Origin of the sequence: Pantoea sp. Fr+CA_20, assembly GCF_024520835.1 — a bacterium.
In the GTDB taxonomy this organism is placed as follows: Bacteria; Pseudomonadota; Gammaproteobacteria; order Enterobacterales; family Enterobacteriaceae; genus Pantoea; species Pantoea allii.
In genome coordinates this window covers 110,417-127,235 of sequence record NZ_JALNPN010000011.1, presented here as the reverse complement: position 1 = coordinate 127,235, position 16,819 = coordinate 110,417, and the positions used below count along the sequence as shown (strand labels likewise).

18 protein-coding genes are annotated in these 16,819 nt (G+C 53.5%); 6 read left to right on the top strand and 12 right to left on the bottom strand.

The features are described from left to right. Nucleotides 1-19: 19 nt before the first annotated feature. From NR177_RS14570 to rppH, 8 genes are all read right to left on the bottom strand, one after another. On the bottom strand, nt 20-346 hold the full coding sequence (locus NR177_RS14570; RefSeq protein ID WP_256853132.1) for a prepilin-type N-terminal cleavage/methylation domain-containing protein: 327 nt from the start codon (nt 344-346) through the stop codon (nt 20-22). Beyond that, entirely contained in the window at nt 306-710 is a 405-nt protein-coding gene (locus tag NR177_RS14565) for a DUF2509 family protein (protein ID WP_063880785.1), read from the bottom strand. Before NR177_RS14565 ends, NR177_RS14570 begins: the two co-directional genes overlap by 41 nt. Then, a complete protein-coding gene (locus tag NR177_RS14560) occupies nt 707-1,234 on the bottom strand; it encodes a prepilin peptidase-dependent protein (protein WP_256853131.1) in 528 nt (175 codons plus the stop codon). The genes NR177_RS14565 and NR177_RS14560 overlap by 4 nt, the downstream gene beginning before the upstream one ends. Continuing rightward, complete coding sequence (locus tag NR177_RS14555; RefSeq protein ID WP_096011763.1) at nt 1,231-1,701, bottom strand: prepilin peptidase-dependent protein; 471 nt, start codon at nt 1,699-1,701, stop codon at nt 1,231-1,233. Before NR177_RS14555 ends, NR177_RS14560 begins: the two co-directional genes overlap by 4 nt. Nucleotides 1,702-1,893: 192 nt before the next feature. Further along, a complete protein-coding gene (gene thyA / locus NR177_RS14550; RefSeq protein ID WP_063880788.1) occupies nt 1,894-2,688 on the bottom strand; it encodes a thymidylate synthase in 795 nt (264 codons plus the stop codon). After that, nucleotides 2,685-3,566, bottom strand: coding sequence for a prolipoprotein diacylglyceryl transferase (gene lgt, locus NR177_RS14545; RefSeq protein ID WP_063881243.1), 882 nt, complete (start codon nt 3,564-3,566; stop codon nt 2,685-2,687). The genes thyA and lgt overlap by 4 nt, the downstream gene beginning before the upstream one ends. A gap of 109 nt (nt 3,567-3,675) precedes the next feature. Further along, nucleotides 3,676-5,922, bottom strand: coding sequence for a phosphoenolpyruvate--protein phosphotransferase (gene ptsP, locus NR177_RS14540; RefSeq protein ID WP_109717008.1), 2,247 nt, complete (start codon nt 5,920-5,922; stop codon nt 3,676-3,678). 12 nt (nt 5,923-5,934) lie between these two features. Continuing rightward, nucleotides 5,935-6,462, bottom strand: coding sequence for an RNA pyrophosphohydrolase (gene rppH, locus NR177_RS14535; RefSeq protein ID WP_013026988.1), 528 nt, complete (start codon nt 6,460-6,462; stop codon nt 5,935-5,937). 686 nt (nt 6,463-7,148) lie between these two features. On the opposite strand from rppH, the gene mutH reads away from it, so the two are divergent. The 4 genes from mutH (at nt 7,149) to NR177_RS14515 (ending at nt 10,154) form a co-directional block, all read left to right on the top strand. Continuing rightward, entirely contained in the window at nt 7,149-7,826 is a 678-nt protein-coding gene (gene mutH / locus NR177_RS14530) for a DNA mismatch repair endonuclease MutH (RefSeq protein WP_096011765.1), read from the top strand. Nucleotides 7,827-7,926: 100 nt separating this feature from the next. Beyond that, entirely contained in the window at nt 7,927-8,637 is a 711-nt protein-coding gene (locus NR177_RS14525) for a TerC family protein (RefSeq protein ID WP_063880791.1), read from the top strand. A gap of 118 nt (nt 8,638-8,755) precedes the next feature. After that, nucleotides 8,756-8,974, top strand: coding sequence for a YgdI/YgdR family lipoprotein (locus NR177_RS14520; RefSeq protein ID WP_063880792.1), 219 nt, complete (start codon nt 8,756-8,758; stop codon nt 8,972-8,974). A 139-nt stretch (nt 8,975-9,113) separates the two neighbouring features. Continuing rightward, nucleotides 9,114-10,154 (top strand): NADP(H)-dependent aldo-keto reductase, encoded by a 1,041-nt coding sequence (locus NR177_RS14515; protein ID WP_063880793.1) that lies wholly within the window; start codon nt 9,114-9,116, stop codon nt 10,152-10,154. Between the two features lie 86 nt (nt 10,155-10,240). Here NR177_RS14515 and lysA read toward each other — a convergent pair whose 3' ends face one another. Continuing rightward, the gene (lysA, locus tag NR177_RS14510; protein WP_256853130.1) at nt 10,241-11,491 is read right to left on the bottom strand and encodes a diaminopimelate decarboxylase; all 1,251 of its coding nucleotides are present in this window, start codon (nt 11,489-11,491) and stop codon (nt 10,241-10,243) included. Between the two features lie 102 nt (nt 11,492-11,593). Between lysA and NR177_RS14505 the strand changes: the two genes are divergently transcribed. Beyond that, entirely contained in the window at nt 11,594-12,514 is a 921-nt protein-coding gene (locus NR177_RS14505) for a LysR family transcriptional regulator (RefSeq protein ID WP_256853129.1), read from the top strand. Here NR177_RS14505 and NR177_RS14500 read toward each other — a convergent pair. Continuing rightward, on the bottom strand, nt 12,511-13,674 hold the full coding sequence (locus NR177_RS14500) for an MFS transporter (RefSeq protein ID WP_063880796.1): 1,164 nt from the start codon (nt 13,672-13,674) through the stop codon (nt 12,511-12,513). The genes NR177_RS14505 and NR177_RS14500 overlap by 4 nt on opposite strands. A gap of 367 nt (nt 13,675-14,041) precedes the next feature. Here NR177_RS14500 and NR177_RS14495 point away from each other — a divergent pair, with 367 nt between their 5' ends. Next, a complete protein-coding gene (locus NR177_RS14495) occupies nt 14,042-14,668 on the top strand; it encodes a hypothetical protein (RefSeq protein ID WP_063880797.1) in 627 nt (208 codons plus the stop codon). On the opposite strand, the gene NR177_RS14490 is transcribed toward NR177_RS14495, so the two are convergent. Both NR177_RS14490 and lysS read right to left on the bottom strand, forming a co-directional pair. Continuing rightward, nucleotides 14,665-15,159: a cupin domain-containing protein gene (locus NR177_RS14490; RefSeq protein WP_256853128.1), complete on the bottom strand. Its 495-nt coding sequence runs from the start codon at nt 15,157-15,159 to the stop codon at nt 14,665-14,667. The two genes, NR177_RS14495 and NR177_RS14490, sit on opposite strands and share 4 nt — an antisense overlap. A gap of 136 nt (nt 15,160-15,295) precedes the next feature. Continuing rightward, nucleotides 15,296-16,816, bottom strand: coding sequence for a lysine--tRNA ligase (gene lysS, locus NR177_RS14485; RefSeq protein ID WP_063880799.1), 1,521 nt, complete (start codon nt 16,814-16,816; stop codon nt 15,296-15,298). Nucleotides 16,817-16,819: the final 3 nt, after the last annotated feature.

Genomic DNA, 16,819 nt, shown 5'->3' with positions numbered 1-16,819 from the left:
CGATAGCGCCCCCTGGCGGTTAACAGGTTACACGCATCAGGCTGGCGTGACGTTGATGCGGCCCGCTTACCTCGGCTTTTTCCAGCACACAGCCCGCCGGCCCCTGGGTTTTCTCTGACCGGGATTGCCAGCCCGGCACCTCGCGGCCGAGCAGCCGTTGCTCTGCCACGCGCCAGGCTTCGCGTTGTTGCCACTGCTGACTGAATCCCAGCGTCAGCACCCGGTGATACTGCAGCAGAGCGCTGGTGCTGACGGCCATCAGGAGCAGAGCAAACAGGGCTTCCGGCAGGCTGAACCCTCCCGCATCAGAAGCAGTCTTCCGCTGCGGCCAGCGGGCAGTAGTCAATCCAGCCTTGCGGCAAGGGATGAAGACGGCTGCCCTGCACCCTGACCCAGTGCCATGAGGCCATCTCACTGGTGCGGTCTTCACCTTTAAGCAATCCCTTATCATCTGCGGTTCTCTGCAGGCAGCTCTGCCAGCCATACTGTTTCTCCTGCTGGCAGGTCAACGTCTGTTGTTCCGGCCACTGTAATGTCAGCCCCCACTGCAGCGCCGACTGCGCCTGCCAGAATCCCTGAATGAAACGCTGTTCATCGGCCACTCCGCTCATCCCCTGCGCCAGCATCTCACGGCTGGCATGCAGCGTCAGGCTCCCTGTCAGCATGATGATCAACACCATGCCCAGCGCACTGTTGCCCTGCGCCTTCACAAATTCATGCCCTCGACCCAGCGCGCTACCGTTTCGTCCTGTTGACCGGACCGGCCCTGCAGCAAAATGTTGATCAGGCGGCCTTCCCGCTGCACATCAAAGGCTTCCACGGAGAGAAAAGCGGGATCGGACAAGCGCTCCCATCCACCGCCGTTACAGTTATCCACACCGCGCTGCATCTCCAGCTGTTTTTGCCGCAGACGATAGCCGTAATAGTCGCTTTCGCTGTGGCTGCTCCCTTCCCAGTGACCGTTGCTGTTTTCATCAACGCGGATAAGCAGACAGCTCTCCGCTACCGTCACTCCCCCGCTGCCACATTCGCCCTGGCAATATCCCGCCCTGCGCACGGCTTTTTCCAGGGTAGACAGTATTTGCTGCAGCTCCAGGCGCAACTGCACCCGCTGTTGCAGCCTGAGATTTTCACCCAGCAGCAGCGGCATAAAGCGCCCCGCCCCGACCATCAGTACCGCACTGATGGACATCGCAATCAGCATTTCCAGCAGGCTAAATCCGGCCATTTTCATTCACATCCCACTTCATCTGCCAGACACAGGCGAATCCGTGCCCGTGAAGAGATAATCAGCCGCATTCGTCCTGCCGCATTCACCAGCTCAATGCTACCGGCTTTGGCAACGTTGCGGCGTCCGTAAAAACCGGGTTCACCGCGCAACGGCTGCAAGGCGACATCCGCGTGCGGCGCAATAAAATGCAGACGCCTGGCGGCCTCACAGCCGTTGACCGGTGGTTCGGCTACACCAACGCACCAGGGCTGGGTCGTGCGCGCCCACAGAATAAAGTCGCGGTTTTGCCAGTTGGCCTGCGCCCGCACGCTGAGCAGAAAGTTCTGCAGCTGCCGGGCGCTGTCCCGTAGCTGTTGACGCTGCTGCCAGCGTTGCCAGCCCTGAGTGGCAAATGCACTGAGAATACCGACAATCACCATGACGAACAGCAGCTCTGCCAGCGTGAAACCTTTTGACGTTTGTTTTTTCATGGCAGTAGAGTGCGGTGTGGCGGGCGGTCTGGCAAAGTGAAAAACCAGGAACGGGAAGCGGCGCTGCAGAGGCGTTTATCTGGTTGTTGTGTTTAAACAAAAGTTTGCGATCAACGCCGCAATATTACGCCAGACAAACAATAAAAAACCCCGGTATACAGCGCCATACCGGGGTTTTTTATGGGGTGAGATTTAAACGGCAACCGGCGCTTTAATCGCTGGATGCGGATCGTAGCCTTCAATCTCGAAATCGTCGAAGTGATAATCGAACAGCGACGCTGGCTTGCGCTTGATAATAAGCTTAGGCAGGGGCCGTGGCTCACGCGTTAGCTGCAGGCGAGCCTGCTCAAGGTGATTGCTGTACAGGTGCGTATCGCCCCCGGTCCAGACGAAATCGCCCACTTCCAGATCGCACTGCTGCGCCACCATATGCACCAGCAGCGCATAACTCGCGATATTAAACGGCAGGCCGAGGAAGATGTCGCAAGAGCGCTGGTAAAGCTGGCAGGACAGTTTGCCGTCGGCAACATAGAACTGGAAAAATGCATGACAAGGTGCCAGCGCCATCTCGTCCAGCTCACCGACGTTCCAGGCGGACACAATAATGCGGCGGGAATCCGGATCGCGTTTCAGTTGTTCAATCACCTTGGTGATTTGATCAATCTCCTGGCCGCTTGCCGTGCCCCAGCTGCGCCACTGCTTGCCGTAAACCGGCCCCAGATTACCCTGTTCATCCGCCCACTCATCCCAAATTGAGACCTTGTTTTCTTTGAGGTAACCAATGTTGGTATCGCCTTGCAGAAACCAGAGCAGTTCATGAATGATGGAGCGCAGATGGCACTTCTTGGTGGTGACCAGCGGAAAACCATCCTGCAGATTAAAACGCATCTGGTGACCAAAAATTGAAAGCGTGCCTGTACCGGTACGGTCAGATTTTGGTGTGCCTTCGTTCAACACGTAGCGCATTAAGTCCAGATACTGTTTCATTTTTCCTCGTGAAGTTGTTGCTGCGGGCGACGACGGTACGCCCAAATCATCATAATCACACCGGCAATGATCATGGGCAGAGACAGCAGTTGTCCCATGCTGAGTCCACCGGTGAGCAAACCAAGCTGTGCGTCGGGCTGACGGAAGAATTCGACAATAAAGCGGAAGCAGCCGTAGCCGATCAGGAACAGGCCAGAAACGCTGCCCATCGGGCGGGGTTTACGAATAAACAGGTTCAGGATAATGAACAGCACGATGCCTTCAAGAAACAGCTCATAGAGCTGTGAAGGATGACGTGGCAGTACGCCATAAGTGTTCAGTAATGCCTGATATTGTGGGTTGTTGGCTGCCAGCGCGATATCTTCGCTGCGCGAACCCGGGAACAGCATGGCAAAACGGAAGTTGGGATCGACACGGCCCCACAACTCACCATTGATGAAATTACCAAGGCGACCGGCACCCAGGCCAAACGGAATCAGAGGCGCAATAAAGTCTGAAACCTGGAAGAAATGTCGTTTGGTACGGCGAGCGAAGATCAGCATCACCAGAATCACGCCAATCAGTCCACCGTGGAATGACATACCGCCATCCCAGACTTTGAACAGGTACAGTGGGTTATCGAGAAACAGGGGCAGGTTATAAAACAGCACGTAACCAATACGTCCACCCAGGAAAACGCCCAGAAAACCGGCGTAAAGCAGGTTTTCTACTTCCTCTTTTTTCCAGCCGCTGCCCGGCTTATTCGCCCGACGCACCGCCAGCCACATGGCGAAAACAAAACCCACCAGATACATCAATCCGTACCAGTGAAGCGAAAGCGGTCCGATCGAGAAGATTACCGGATCGAACTGCGGAAATGCGATATAGCCGTTATTCATCATTCACCGTATATTTTCAGCCCTGAAAAGGGGACGTGATGCACATAAATTAGGGCTGGGCATAATAGCACAGCCAGTTTTCTGAGTAGCCGCAGAAATGTAACCTGGGTTAACGCCCACCCCGAATCAGGCCGCCCAGACCGCGCTCTTCCATAAACGTCGACACCAGCTGACGCACATCTGACGCCGAGTAAGCTTTGAGCGCCTGGGTACTGAGTTTCTGCACTTCTTCATAATCCAGATGGCGCAGCAGATATTTTACGCGCGAGACATTCTTGCCGTTCATGCTGAGATGGTGATATCCCATCCCTATCAAGAGCGCCACACACATCGGATCGCCCGCCATTTCACCACACAAGCATAATTCCAGATTCGCCAAATGGGCTTCAATGGAAATGGCCTGCAGCGCGCGCAGCATCGCCGGATGCAGTGAATCATACAGATTCGCCACGCGCGTATTGTTGCGATCCACCGCCAGTAAATACTGGGTCAGGTCATTGGTCCCGACAGACACAAAATCGACGCGTGAGGCCAGATGCGGGATCATAAACACCATGGAAGGCACTTCAATCATAATCCCGATGCGCGGCTTCGGAATCGTATAGCCGAGCATCTCTTCCACTTCCGTTCCGGCGCGTTGAATAAGGCGTTTGGCCTCGTCGATCTCATCGATATGGCTAATCATCGGCAGTAAAATGCTCAGATTGCCTGACGCGGCGTTAGCACGCAGCATAGCGCGCACCTGCACCATAAAAATCTCGGGTTGGTCGAGCGTGAGACGAATGCCCCGCCAGCCCAGGCAAGGGTTCTCTTCACTAATCGGCATGTACGGCAACTGTTTGTCTGCCCCGATATCCAGCGTGCGCAGCGTAACCGGTTTTTCATGGAACAGTTGTAACATGCCCTGATACTGAGCAACCTGCTCTTCTTCGGACGGGAAGCCGCTCTGCAGCATAAAGGGAATTTCAGTGCGATAAAGGCCAATACCGTCAACCCAACTGCCCAGCGTCTGCTCATGCTCCGGGCTTAACCCCGCATTAAGCATGACCTGCACGCGCTGACCGCTTCTCAGTTCGCCAGGCCTGTCCACGCCGCCTTCAGCCATTTTACTGAGGGCATTTTCTTCACTGATTAACCGTTGGTACTCCTGCACCAGCACCGGTTCAGGATCGATCAGCAGTTCACCGCGATAGCCATCGACAATCAGCAGACGTTTGTTTAACTGACTAGGCTGAATGTCCGCGCCCATGACGGTCGGAATCCCCATCGCGCGGGTTAAAATGGCCGCGTGGGAGTTTGCCGCGCCGTCGCGGACCACAATCCCCGCCAGCCGCTCGTGGGGAATTTCCGCCAGCGTTGTCGCCGTCAGTTCATCCGCCACCAGGACGAAACGCTCAGGCCAGGCATTGACGCCCACCAGAGAATCATCGAGGTGAAACAGCAAGCGCTGCCCCAGCACCCGCAGATCGCCTGCGCGCTCTTTCAGGTAGCTGTCCGTCAGGCTGGCAAACTGGGCGGCAAATTTTTCAATCACGGTTTTGACCGCCCACTCGGCGACCGATCCGCGTTCGATCTCTGCAAAGAGATCTTTTTTCAACCGTGCGTCAGTTAACAGGTGTGAGTAGAGGTCGAAGATCGCCGCGCTCTCTTTCTGCGCGCTGGCGGTAAAGCGTTTGCTGAAGCGACGAAATTCATTGGCGGCTTCACTCATCGCCAGCGATAAACGTTCGCGTTCACGTTGCTGATCCAGCGTCGAGGCGGCAGAAACCTGATCAAGCAGCGGCTGGGTTTCATCCACCCATCCCGGAGCGACAGCGACACCTGGCGCGGCAGCAATGGCCCGAATGCGCGCCAGACGATACTGACCGAACAACTGACTCAACTGCGATTGAGACAGTAGCGCTGCCAGCTGCGTGGCTAAGGTAACGAGAAACGACTCCTCGCTTTCATCAAACTGTCGATGTTCACGCTGCTGAACAACCAACACGCCCATGAGCTGACGGCGGCTGATAATAGGCACGCCAAGGAAAGAGCGATAGCGCTCTTCCTTTACAGAAGGGATGTACTTATAGCTGGGATGGCTCTGCGCATCGGCAAGGTTAATTGGCTCGGCAAGTCGCCCCACCAGGCCCACAATACCTTCATCAAACGCCAGCTTGACCGTTAAGCCACGCGGTTTTTTCAGGCCGCGTGTGGCCATCAGGTAATAACAGCGACGTTCGTGATCGGCGAGGTAGACGGAACAAACTTCCGTTTCCATCGCCAGGCAGATCTCATTAACCAGAATGTCGAGTGCTTCATTCAGACGTGGCGCACTCGCCACCTTTTCAACAATTTCTCGCAACTGAGTGAGCATAAAGGGCGTGGCCTATCCTCTTTTACGTCGATGGGCAGGATGATTTCGCTGCACCGCACTCTCCTGCATGGACATGACAACGCCAGCAAATTCTTTCATAACCCGACGATAAACATCGCGCTTAAAAGAAACAACCTGACGTACCGGATACCAAAAACTTACCCACCGCCAGCCGTCGAATTCCGGCGTGCTGCTGTGTTGCACATTAATATCTGCGTCATTACACATCAACTGCAGAAGAAACCACTTTTGTTTCTGACCAATACAAACCGGTTTTGTGTCCCAACGCACCAAACGTTTTGGCAACTTGTAGCGTAGCCAGTTACGGGTAGAAGCAAGTATTCGAACATCTTTGCGGTGTAACCCGACTTCTTCGAACAGTTCGCGATACATTGCCTGTTCTGCGGTTTCACCGGGATTGATGCCTCCCTGAGGAAATTGCCAGGAGTGCTGTCCAAAGCGCCTGGCCCATAACACTTGCCCCTGCCTGTTACAAATTACGATACCAACATTCGGGCGGTAGCCATCATCATCGATCACCGGACTACCTCAAAAGCTAAAATTGAATGGTCTGATTGTTTCACACTCCTTACAGGCGGTAAACCACTGGATTTGCGGGCGGTTACAGGCGTAATACTGGGATAACTCACAGACTAATGCGAAGTTATAAACAAAGGACACTAAAAAGAGCGATCTTATTCACGTTTTCTGTGGATAGCTTTGTGCAGAACGCGGGAGTTAACTGAATAACATCTCGGGATACTTCGGAGGAGGCTCAAAACCAGATTGTCTTTTTCAATTGAAATGTAAGATAATTTTTTTGCAGAACCCGCTTTTTACCCACTGAAAATCCACCGGACAAATCCTTCACGCTGACAATTGGCTAAAGATCCACCACAACGCTTTTTATCCACAGCAATCGGCTTAAGCTTGCATCAAAACGGCCAATTCTTGTCAAAAACTGGCAAAGTCAAGGCTGTAAATGGAACCAGTAGGCCGTTCCAGCAAGGGTTATCCCATTTTTCTGTGGATAACTGGGCCTGAGATCCTGTTCATTGTTGATAGCAAGTTGGGATAACCTGCTACATTAGTGAGAGCAGGCAAATTTCACTTCAAAAAAAAGTACTATGTTTCATGTTATTATGTGAGTTATACCGCGTTCTTTCCTGTGGAAAACCTTAGGTTGCTGCAGGCTGCTTAATTATTAATCATTATGAGTTATTCACATGACATTCCTTCCCGGGCCACCTGAAGATGAGGCAACGTTGCTGTCACGCGCGCAGACGCTGGCGGGTTTAACGCTGCAAACCCTGGCTGAACAGGCGGGCATTCCAATGCCTGCCAACCTTAAACGGGACAAAGGCTGGGTAGGTATGCTGCTGGAATTACACTTAGGTGCCAGCGCGGGCAGTAAAGCAGAACAGGATTTTGCCCATCTGGGGATAGAACTAAAAACGATCCCTGTCGATCGCTATGGCAAGCCGCTGGAAACCACGTTTGTGTGCGTCGCGCCACTCACCGGTAACAGCGGTGTGACGTGGCAAAACAGCCATGTTCGCCATAAGCTGGCGCGCGTCCTGTGGGTCCCGGTAGAGGGCGAGCGTGAAATCCCCTTAGCCGAACGTCGGGTTGGCGCGCCACTGCTGTGGAGCCCTGACGCGCAGGAAGATGAGATGCTGCGTCAGGACTGGGAAGAATTAATGGATATGATCGTACTGGGCAAGGTGGAACGTATTACCGCCCGTCATGGTGCCTGGCTGCAAATTCGCCCGAAAGCGGCCAACAGCAAAGCGTTAACCGAAGGGATTGGCGATCGCGGACAGCCGATCATGACGCTGCCACGTGGTTTTTATCTCAAGAAAAGCTTTACCGGCCCCTTACTGGCACGCCATTTCCTGGTCTGACGACGGCGTTCTCATGTCCGATACTGTATTTAAAGGTGAGTTAGACAAATTTGGTGCGTATAATCTTTGTTTAATTTTCGTTTAGGATATGAGTGCAGGTATGTTCGATTGGATTTACGATCCCAACGCCTGGCTGGCGCTGGGTACCCTGACCATTCTGGAAGTGGTGCTGGGCATTGATAACATTATCTTTCTGTCGCTAGTGGTGGCGAAACTTCCCAAACACCAGCAAGCCCGCGCACGTCGTATCGGTTTGATGGGTGCGATGCTCATGCGTCTGGGTTTACTGGCCTCCATTGCCTGGGTCGCTAAACTCACCAACCCGCTTTTCACGTTGATGGATCATGCTTTTTCAGCACGCGATCTGATCCTCCTGTTTGGGGGATTATTTTTGCTGTGGAAATCCAGCATGGAGATTCATGAAACCATTGAAGGCGAGGAAACCGAGCACAAGAGCAACGTTAACTCGTTCTTTGGGGCGATTGTCCAAATCATGTTGCTCGACATCATTTTTAGTCTCGACTCGGTGATTACGGCCGTGGGCCTCTCTGATCATCTGTTTATTATGATGGCGGCGGTCGTCATTGCCGTGCTCATGATGATGTTTGCTGCCCGCACTATTGGCGAGTTCGTTGATCGCCATCCGTCGGTAAAAATGCTGGCACTTTCTTTCCTGATTTTGGTGGGTTTCACCCTGATTCTGGAAAGTTTCGCCGTGCATGTACCAAAAGGTTACATTTATTTTGCCATGTTCTTCTCAATGGCCGTTGAGTGCCTTAACCTTATGCGCAGTAAGAAAAAAGTGAGCTAGCGTTGTCAAGGGCGGCCCCGCGCCGCCCCGTTATTTTCAGATTGATACGATTAACCCAATCGGTAAAAGGATTTATTACTACACTTTTTGCTATGGACGATTCGTGAGGATAAGCATAATGAAAGGGCTGATTAAAATTGTATTACTGGCCGTTGCTGCGGTGACATTAGCGGGATGTAGTTCCAATTATGTCATGGCAACAAAAGATGGCCGTATGATTATGACCGAAGGCAAACCGAGTATTGATAAAGAAACGGGGCTGGTGCAGTACACCGATCAGTCGGGTCATACCGTGCAGATTAACAGTGATGAAGTCTCGACCATTATTGAACGCTAGATGCAAAACGTATCAGCCTGTCGCCACTCCCCTCGTCGGCAGGCTACTTCTCTTTGTTGTTCCCCTTTGTTACCCGCTACGCCTCGCGCTATAGTCCCTGAAGACAGAATACTTATCCCTACAGAAAAGGAAGCCGGCAATGCATTATCACCGTATCCCCCATAGCACGCTGGAAGTCAGCCAGCTTGGATTGGGCACTATGACGTTTGGTGAGCAAAACAGCGAAGCCGACGCCCACGCTCAACTGGATTTAGCTGTCAGTTCGGGCATTAACCTGATTGATACCGCCGAGATGTATCCGGTACCGCCGCGTCCTGAAACCCAGGGGTTGACCGAAAAGTATATTGGTAGCTGGTTAAAAAAGACCGGCAGCCGGGATAAAATTATTCTCGCCAGTAAAGTCGCCGGGCCGACGCGCGGCAACGATGCATCGATTCGCCCTAACATGGCGCTGGATCGCAAAAATATTCGCGAAGCGCTGGACGCCAGCCTGAAACGCCTCAATACCGACTACATTGACCTGTATCAGCTGCACTGGCCGCAGCGCCAAACCAACTTCTTTGGCAAGCTCGGCTATCAATACAGTGAGAACAGCGTGCCTGTCACCTTGTTAGAAACGCTGGAAGCGCTGGCCGAGCAGGTGCGGGCAGGCAAAATTCGTTATATCGGCGTATCGAATGAAACGCCGTGGGGCGTAATGCGTTACCTGCAACTGGCAGAAAAGCACGAGCTACCGCGTATCGTCTCTATTCAAAATCCCTACAGCCTGCTGAATCGCAGCTTTGAAGTGGGCCTGGCGGAAATCAGTCAACATGAAGGCGTGGAACTGCTGGCCTATTCATGCCTGGCCTTTGGTACGCTGAGCGGAAAATACCTTAACGGTGCGCAACCTGCTGGCGCGCGTAATACCCTGTTTAGCCGTTTTACGCGCTACAGCGGTGAGCAGTCGCAACTGGCGGTGGCGGAATATGTGGCGCTGGCTCAACAGCATCAGCTTGATCCTTCACAAATGGCACTGGCTTTTGTCCGTCAGCAACCCTTTGTTTCCAGCACCCTGCTGGGCGCGACCACGCTGGACCAGTTACAGATCAATATTGACAGCGCCAACCTGACCCTCAGCAATGAGGTTCTGGAAGCGCTTGAAGCGATCCATCGCCGTTATACCTATCCTGCACCTTGATATGTACTGCCAGCCGCTGTTGCGCGGCTGGCGTATATCGGCCATCGCCTTTCCCTTTCCCGACAGCCTGACTGCGCGCATTAGGCTTATTCCAGCGCCAGCAGTTCCTCAATGCGTTGCGCGCGACGAATTTCCCGCGGCTCGCCGCTTTCGAACAGGATCTCAGGAATCAGCGGACGGCTGTTGTAGTTGGAAGACATCGACGCGCCGTAAGCGCCGGTATCATGAAACACCAGGTAATCACCAACTTTAGCGGCTGGAATCGCCCGGGTTTCCACCTTGCCACCTTCAAGCTGGGTAAAGACATCGCCTGACTCGCACAGAGGCCCCGCGACCACGCTATCGATCGTCGTTTGCTCGTTGATAGTCCGGTTATCACCTGCCATCAGAGAGATATGGTGGTAGCTGCCGTACATGGATGGGCGCATCAAATCACTGAAGCCTGCATCCACCAGCACAAAGTGACGGCTACCCATCTCTTTTACCGCCCGAACCTGCGAAACCAGCACACCTGACTCTGCGACCAGGAAACGGCCGGGTTCGATTTCCAGCTTCACGGCATGGCCCAGATGTTCAGCTACGCGCTGACGTGCGGCATCCCACAGGCCAAAATAGTGATCGGTATCGATCGCGTCTTCCCCATAGTGATAGGGAACAGACAGACCGCCGCCGGCAGAGATAGCCTCAATATCCTGACCAAATTGCACCACCAGATCGACCATCGCATCGCAGACCTGCTGCAGGTGCGCATAGTCCACGCCTGAACCGATATGCATATGAATACCGATGAGGCGCAGTCCATATTGTTCAATGGCGGCCTGTGCAGCAGGCAGATCGCTGGGCCAGATACCGTGTTTACTGTTTTCGCCGCCAGTATTGGTTTTTTGGCTGTGGCCGTGACCAAAACCCGGATTGATACGCAGCCAGACCGCGTGTCCAGGAGACACGGCACCCAGTTGATGCAGCATGTCGACGGAGCCGGCATTCACCGGCACCTTGAGTTCAGCTATCCTGGCCAACGTGGCGTTATCCAGAACATCGGCGGTAAAGACGATTTCATCGCTGTTGGGCTTAAAGCCTGCCACCAGCGCACGCTCAATCTCGCCCAGGGAAACTGAATCGACTTTTACTCCCGCAGAATGCATCAGGCGCAGAATGTGCGTGTTAGAACAGGCTTTTTGCGCAAAACGCACCACGTCGAAGGCGTGCAGTTGGGCAATGCGCTGTTGAATAATCTGCGCATCATAAGCCCAGAATGGACCGTTATACTGGCGCGCTAGCGGCAATAAATGGTCAACGTTGAGGGCGGATTCAGTCGTATTGAGTGGACGAGGCATGAAATTTTCTCCTGTGGCAATAAAGCCATTAAGCCAGAATCGTGCCATGCCGAAAAATATCTGTTTTAATAGCATCTATGCAAAAATGATATGGAATAGCCCATGGCAAACATCAACTGGCGGCATATCGAGATTTTTCATGCCGTTATGACCAGTGGGAACCTCACTCAGGCTGCAACGCTGCTGCAAACCTCGCAGCCCACCGTCAGCCGTGAACTGGCGCGCCTTGAACGGCAGCTGAGTCTAAAGTTGTTTGAACGCGTGCGCGGCCGCTTACAACCCACGGTACAGGGATTACGTCTGTTCGAAGAGGTACAGCGCTCGTGGTATGGGCTGGATCGCATCATCGATGCGGCAGAGGGATTGCGCCAGTTTCGCCAGGGCGAACTGTCCATCGCCTGCCTGCCGGTCTTTTCCCAGTCACTGCTGCCGCCTGTCTGTCAGACTTTTTTGCAGCGTTATCCCGATGTCAGTCTGAATATCATTCCGCAGGAATCGCCGCTACTGGAAGAGTGGCTGTCGGCACAGCGTTATGATCTGGGGCTTACGGAAACGCAGCATGCCCCCGCCGGCACCGTTCGACAGGCGCTACTGACCTGCGATGAAGTGTGCGTGTTGCCGCAGCAGCATCGACTGGCACAGCACAGCGTGCTGACGCCGCAGGATTTTGCCGGTGAGAACTATGTCAGTCTGTCACGCACGGACAGCTATCGTCAGTTGCTCGACGCGCTGTTTCATGAACAGGGCGTGACGCGCAGGATGGTGATGGAAACCCACAGTGCAGCGTCCGTCTGCGCCATGGTGCAGGCCGGTGTAGGGATTTCGGTGGTGAATCCGCTGACGGCATTAGATTATGCCGACAGCGGTGTGGTCATGCGCCCTTTTAGCGTCGCCGTGCCTTTTACTATCAGCCTGGTCAGGCCGCAACATCGGCCAGCATCGGCCCTGGTCGAGGCGTTTGTGAGCCATCTGCAGCAACAGGTGGCCCGTTTTCCAGATCAGATTGCGAAAAAACTCGCTTAAGCATGCACCCGGGCCGCCGTACCGCCTGACTTGCGGAAGGTGATCAGGCAAACGATCAGCCCAATCGCCGCCAGGCCAGCAGCGGCAACCGGCACCGCCGTCAGTCCATAGCCGCGCGCGATCACTGCACCACCGACCCACGCGCCCAGCGCATTGCCCACGTTAAAAGCGGAAATATTCAGGGTTGAAACCAGATTGGGGGCTTCTTTACCGTGGCGCACAACATTGATCTGCAGGCCGGGAACCGTTGCAAAGGTTGCCATCGCCCACAGGAACAACGTGATTTCCGCCAGCCACAGCGCATGGCTGGTCCAGCTAAACAGCAGTGAGAACAACGTAATCAGCGAAAAACTGCCGATCAGGCTCAGGGAGACTTTACGGTCGGCCATTTTGCCCCCCAGAATATTGCCCACGGTCAGGCCCGCGCCAATCAGGAACAACGTCCAGCTCACGCCACGATCGCCAATGCCGGTAACCTGCAACAGCAACGGTGCAATGTAGCTGAACAGTGCAAACATGGCGGCGGCGAAACATACCGTCATCAGCAATGACAGCCACAGTTTGCCATTTGCCAGCGCGCTGATTTCGCTTGCCAGATTGACCGGCTTCTCATTTTTATTCCCCGGCAGACTGGTGATCAACGCGATAAATGCCAGCACGCCGATAGCCGAAACGCCCCAGAACGTGGCGCGCCAGCCAAACAGCTGACCAAACCAGGTTCCCAGCGGCACGCCTAAGACGTTTGCCAATGTGAGACCGGTGAACATCAACGCGACGGCAGAAGCCTGACGATCGGCGGAAACCAGACTGGCCGCAACCACCGACCCTATCCCAAAGAAGGCACCGTGACAGAGCGCAGTCACCACACGTGCCAGCATCAGTAAGTTATAACTGTAAGCCAGCGCACACAGCAGATTGCCGATGATAAAAATCACCATCAACAGGATCAGCGTTTTCTTACGCGGCAATTTCGCCGTTAACAGCGCCATGACGGGCGCACCGATTGCCACGCCTAATGCATAACCGCTAATTAACCAGCCAGCTGACGGAATGGTCACCCGCAAATCGTTTGCGACTTCCGGCAGCAGGCCCATGATCACAAACTCAGTGGTTCCGATGGCGAACGCACTCAGCGCCAATGCCAGCAATGCAACAGGCATAACACTCTCCCAAAAATGATAATTGCTGCGTGACAGTTGACTCACGCAATGTTATGAACGAGCTATAATTTATGATCTACATCACACTGTGTATTACAGCATAGCTGCCTGTCATCTGATACTCACATAACAACAACAATCTATTGCGTAAATGGCAATAATTGACACGCACTCCAACTACGCTTATTAAACATACTGTTAGAGAAAGAAATTCTGCTTTACGCACCAGACGTTGAGAAAGGTTGCCAGCGAAGTAGCCGTTTTTTTGCTAATACCGATTTTAGTTATCAATAAAGTATTAGCGTTGCCGATATAGCTCTTATGAATCGCCAGATGAAATGCAGTCCTACTGACGCGGAGAGAGAAAATGCAACGGCTTATCGTTTTAATGGTAATCAGTCTTACGGGCTGCTCAGTCGGTCATTATGAATACAGCAGAGAAGCTGAGAAACGCGTTGATATGACCGTGACCGGCATTCCAACCGTGCTGGGTGTGGGCACACTGGGTACCACCATTCCGTTAACCCCGAACTACAGCCTTACGGCGGCCCACGTGGCGAAATATTCGCTTTACCGTGTGAAAGCCTGGCATCCGGAATGCGATCTTGCGGTCGTGTACCACAAAAACAGCGAAGCCAACCTGCCCCCATCATTCCGTAACAGCCATATCGGCGACCAGGTGAATCTTTATGGTTACAGCTTCATCTCCGCCATGCCCGTGAGCTCAACAGGCAAAAACCTGGTGAACACGACGTTAGCCAATGACTGGAATAAAGCAAACTGCGTGGTCGTGGCTGCCAATGCAGGCGTGGTTAAGGGCATGTCAGGCGGCGCAGTTTATAACGCCTCTGATGACACCCTGGCTGGCGTAATTATCGGCTACAGTCAGCGCATCAACGATAACCATAGTGGTAAAACCTTGTATAAAGATGTGGCGCTGTATGTGCCCTACGCCCGTTTTCAGACGTGGCTGGATGATGCTGTGAAATCTTAGGATTTTTCATCCGGCAGTCCGGGATGCGTGCCCATCTGCTGCTGCGGTGGGTTAAGCCATCTGTCTTTGCGCGTTGCTTCGTAGTCGCGATTGAGCGGATAAGTAATGCGATTCTCCGGCTTGCTGACCTCGCCGACCACCAGAAAGCGCGCGTCGGCGTCACTGTTATTAATAAAGGTGTGGCAAATACCGGTGGCGGCCGGAAAAGCCACTGCATCGCCCGGTGACAATGGGTAGAGTTCGCCATTGATCCAGGCGTGGGGATTGCCTTCCAGCACGTAGATAAACTCTTCTTCTGCACTCTCTGCATGAGGATAAGACATGCGTCGTCCGGGTCGTAGCCTTTCATGATGGATGCCGAGACGGGTTAAGCCCGACAGTTTTGCCAGAGGTGTACCAATGGACATCAGCTCATCGCTATCGGAATAATGTTCGTTGTCTTCGCCTTCCAGCGCTTGCCAGTGAAGAATGCAGTCAGGACGTTGCTTCATGATGATCGCTCCAGGTTGAGATTGTCAGCCTGGCAGACGAGGGAGGATTACTCAAGTCGATGCACATTGTGAGGCATGGCGGGCAGCAGAAATGAAAAAGGCCGGAATCACCCGGCCTTTAACCAGCATCTGATAATTACTTTGAGCCAGGGCGCAACGCCGGGAACAGGATAACGTCACGGATGGTATGGCTGTTGGTAAACAGCATGACCATGCGGTCAATACCAATGCCTAACCCAGCCGTTGGCGGTAAGCCATGTTCCAGCGCGGTAACGTAATCTTCGTCATAAAACATCGCTTCATCATCGCCCGCATCTTTCGCATTAACCTGCTGCAGGAAACGCTCTGCCTGATCCTGCGCATCGTTAAGCTCAGAAAAGCCGTTACCGATTTCACGTCCGCCGATAAAGAACTCGAAGCGGTCAGTGATTTCAGGATTCTCGTCGTTACGACGAGCCAGCGGAGAGACTTCAGCCGGATATTCAGTGATAAAGGTTGGCTGAATCAGGTGCGCTTCAGCGGTTTCTTCAAAGATTTCCGTCACTACGCGGCCTAAGCCCCAGCTTTTCTCAACCTTAATATGCAAGGACTGGGCAATGGCTACCGCTTTGTCGAAATCCTCCAGATCGGCCAAATCAGTTTCCGGACGGTATTTCTTGATCGCCTCACGCATGGTGAGTTTTTCAAACGGCTTACCGAAGTCGAATTCCTGTTCACCGTAAGGCACAACGGTGCTGCCTAACACGTCCTGCGCCAGGGTACGGAACAGGCTTTCGGTCAGTTCAATCAGGTCTTTGTAATCCGCATAAGCCATATAGAGTTCCATCATGGTGAACTCTGGGTTATGACGTGGCGAAATGCCCTCGTTGCGGAAGTTACGGTTGATCTCGAATACGCGATCAAAACCGCCCACGACCAGACGTTTCAGGTACAGCTCTGGCGCAATACGCAGATACATATCAATATCCAGCGCATTATGATGCGTGATAAACGGACGCGCCGATGCGCCGCCCGGGATCACCTGCATCATCGGCGTTTCCACTTCCATAAAGTCGCGTCCAACCATGAACTGGCGAATGCCGGCCATGATCTGTGAACGGATTTTGAAGGTGTTACGTGAGTCATCGTTGGCAATCAGATCAAGATAACGCTGACGATAGCGCGTTTCCTGATCGGCCAGCCCGTGGAATTTGTCGGGCAGCGGGCGCAAGGCTTTGGTTAACAAGCGCAGCTCTGAGCAGTGGATCGACAGCTCGCCGGTTTTGGTTTTGAACAGTTTGCCGCGTGCGCCGAGGATATCGCCCAGGTCCCACTTTTTGAACTGCTCGTTGTAGATGCCTTCGGCCAGATCGTCACGCGCCACATACAGCTGAATGCGGCCCCCCACGTCCTGCAGAGTAATGAAGGAAGCCTTGCCCATAATACGGCGCGTCATCATGCGGCCAGCCACGCTGACCTCAATGCCTAAGTCTTCCAGTTCTTCGTTACTCTTCTCGTCATAGCTGGCATGCAGCCGATCGGAGGTGGTATCACGACGGAAATCGTTAGGAAACGCCACGCCGTTTTCACGCAGCACGCTCAGTTTCTCGCGACGCGTTTTCAGTTCGTTATTTAACTCAAGTGCAACGTCAGCGCTCTGCGGTTGTTGTTCAGACATGTC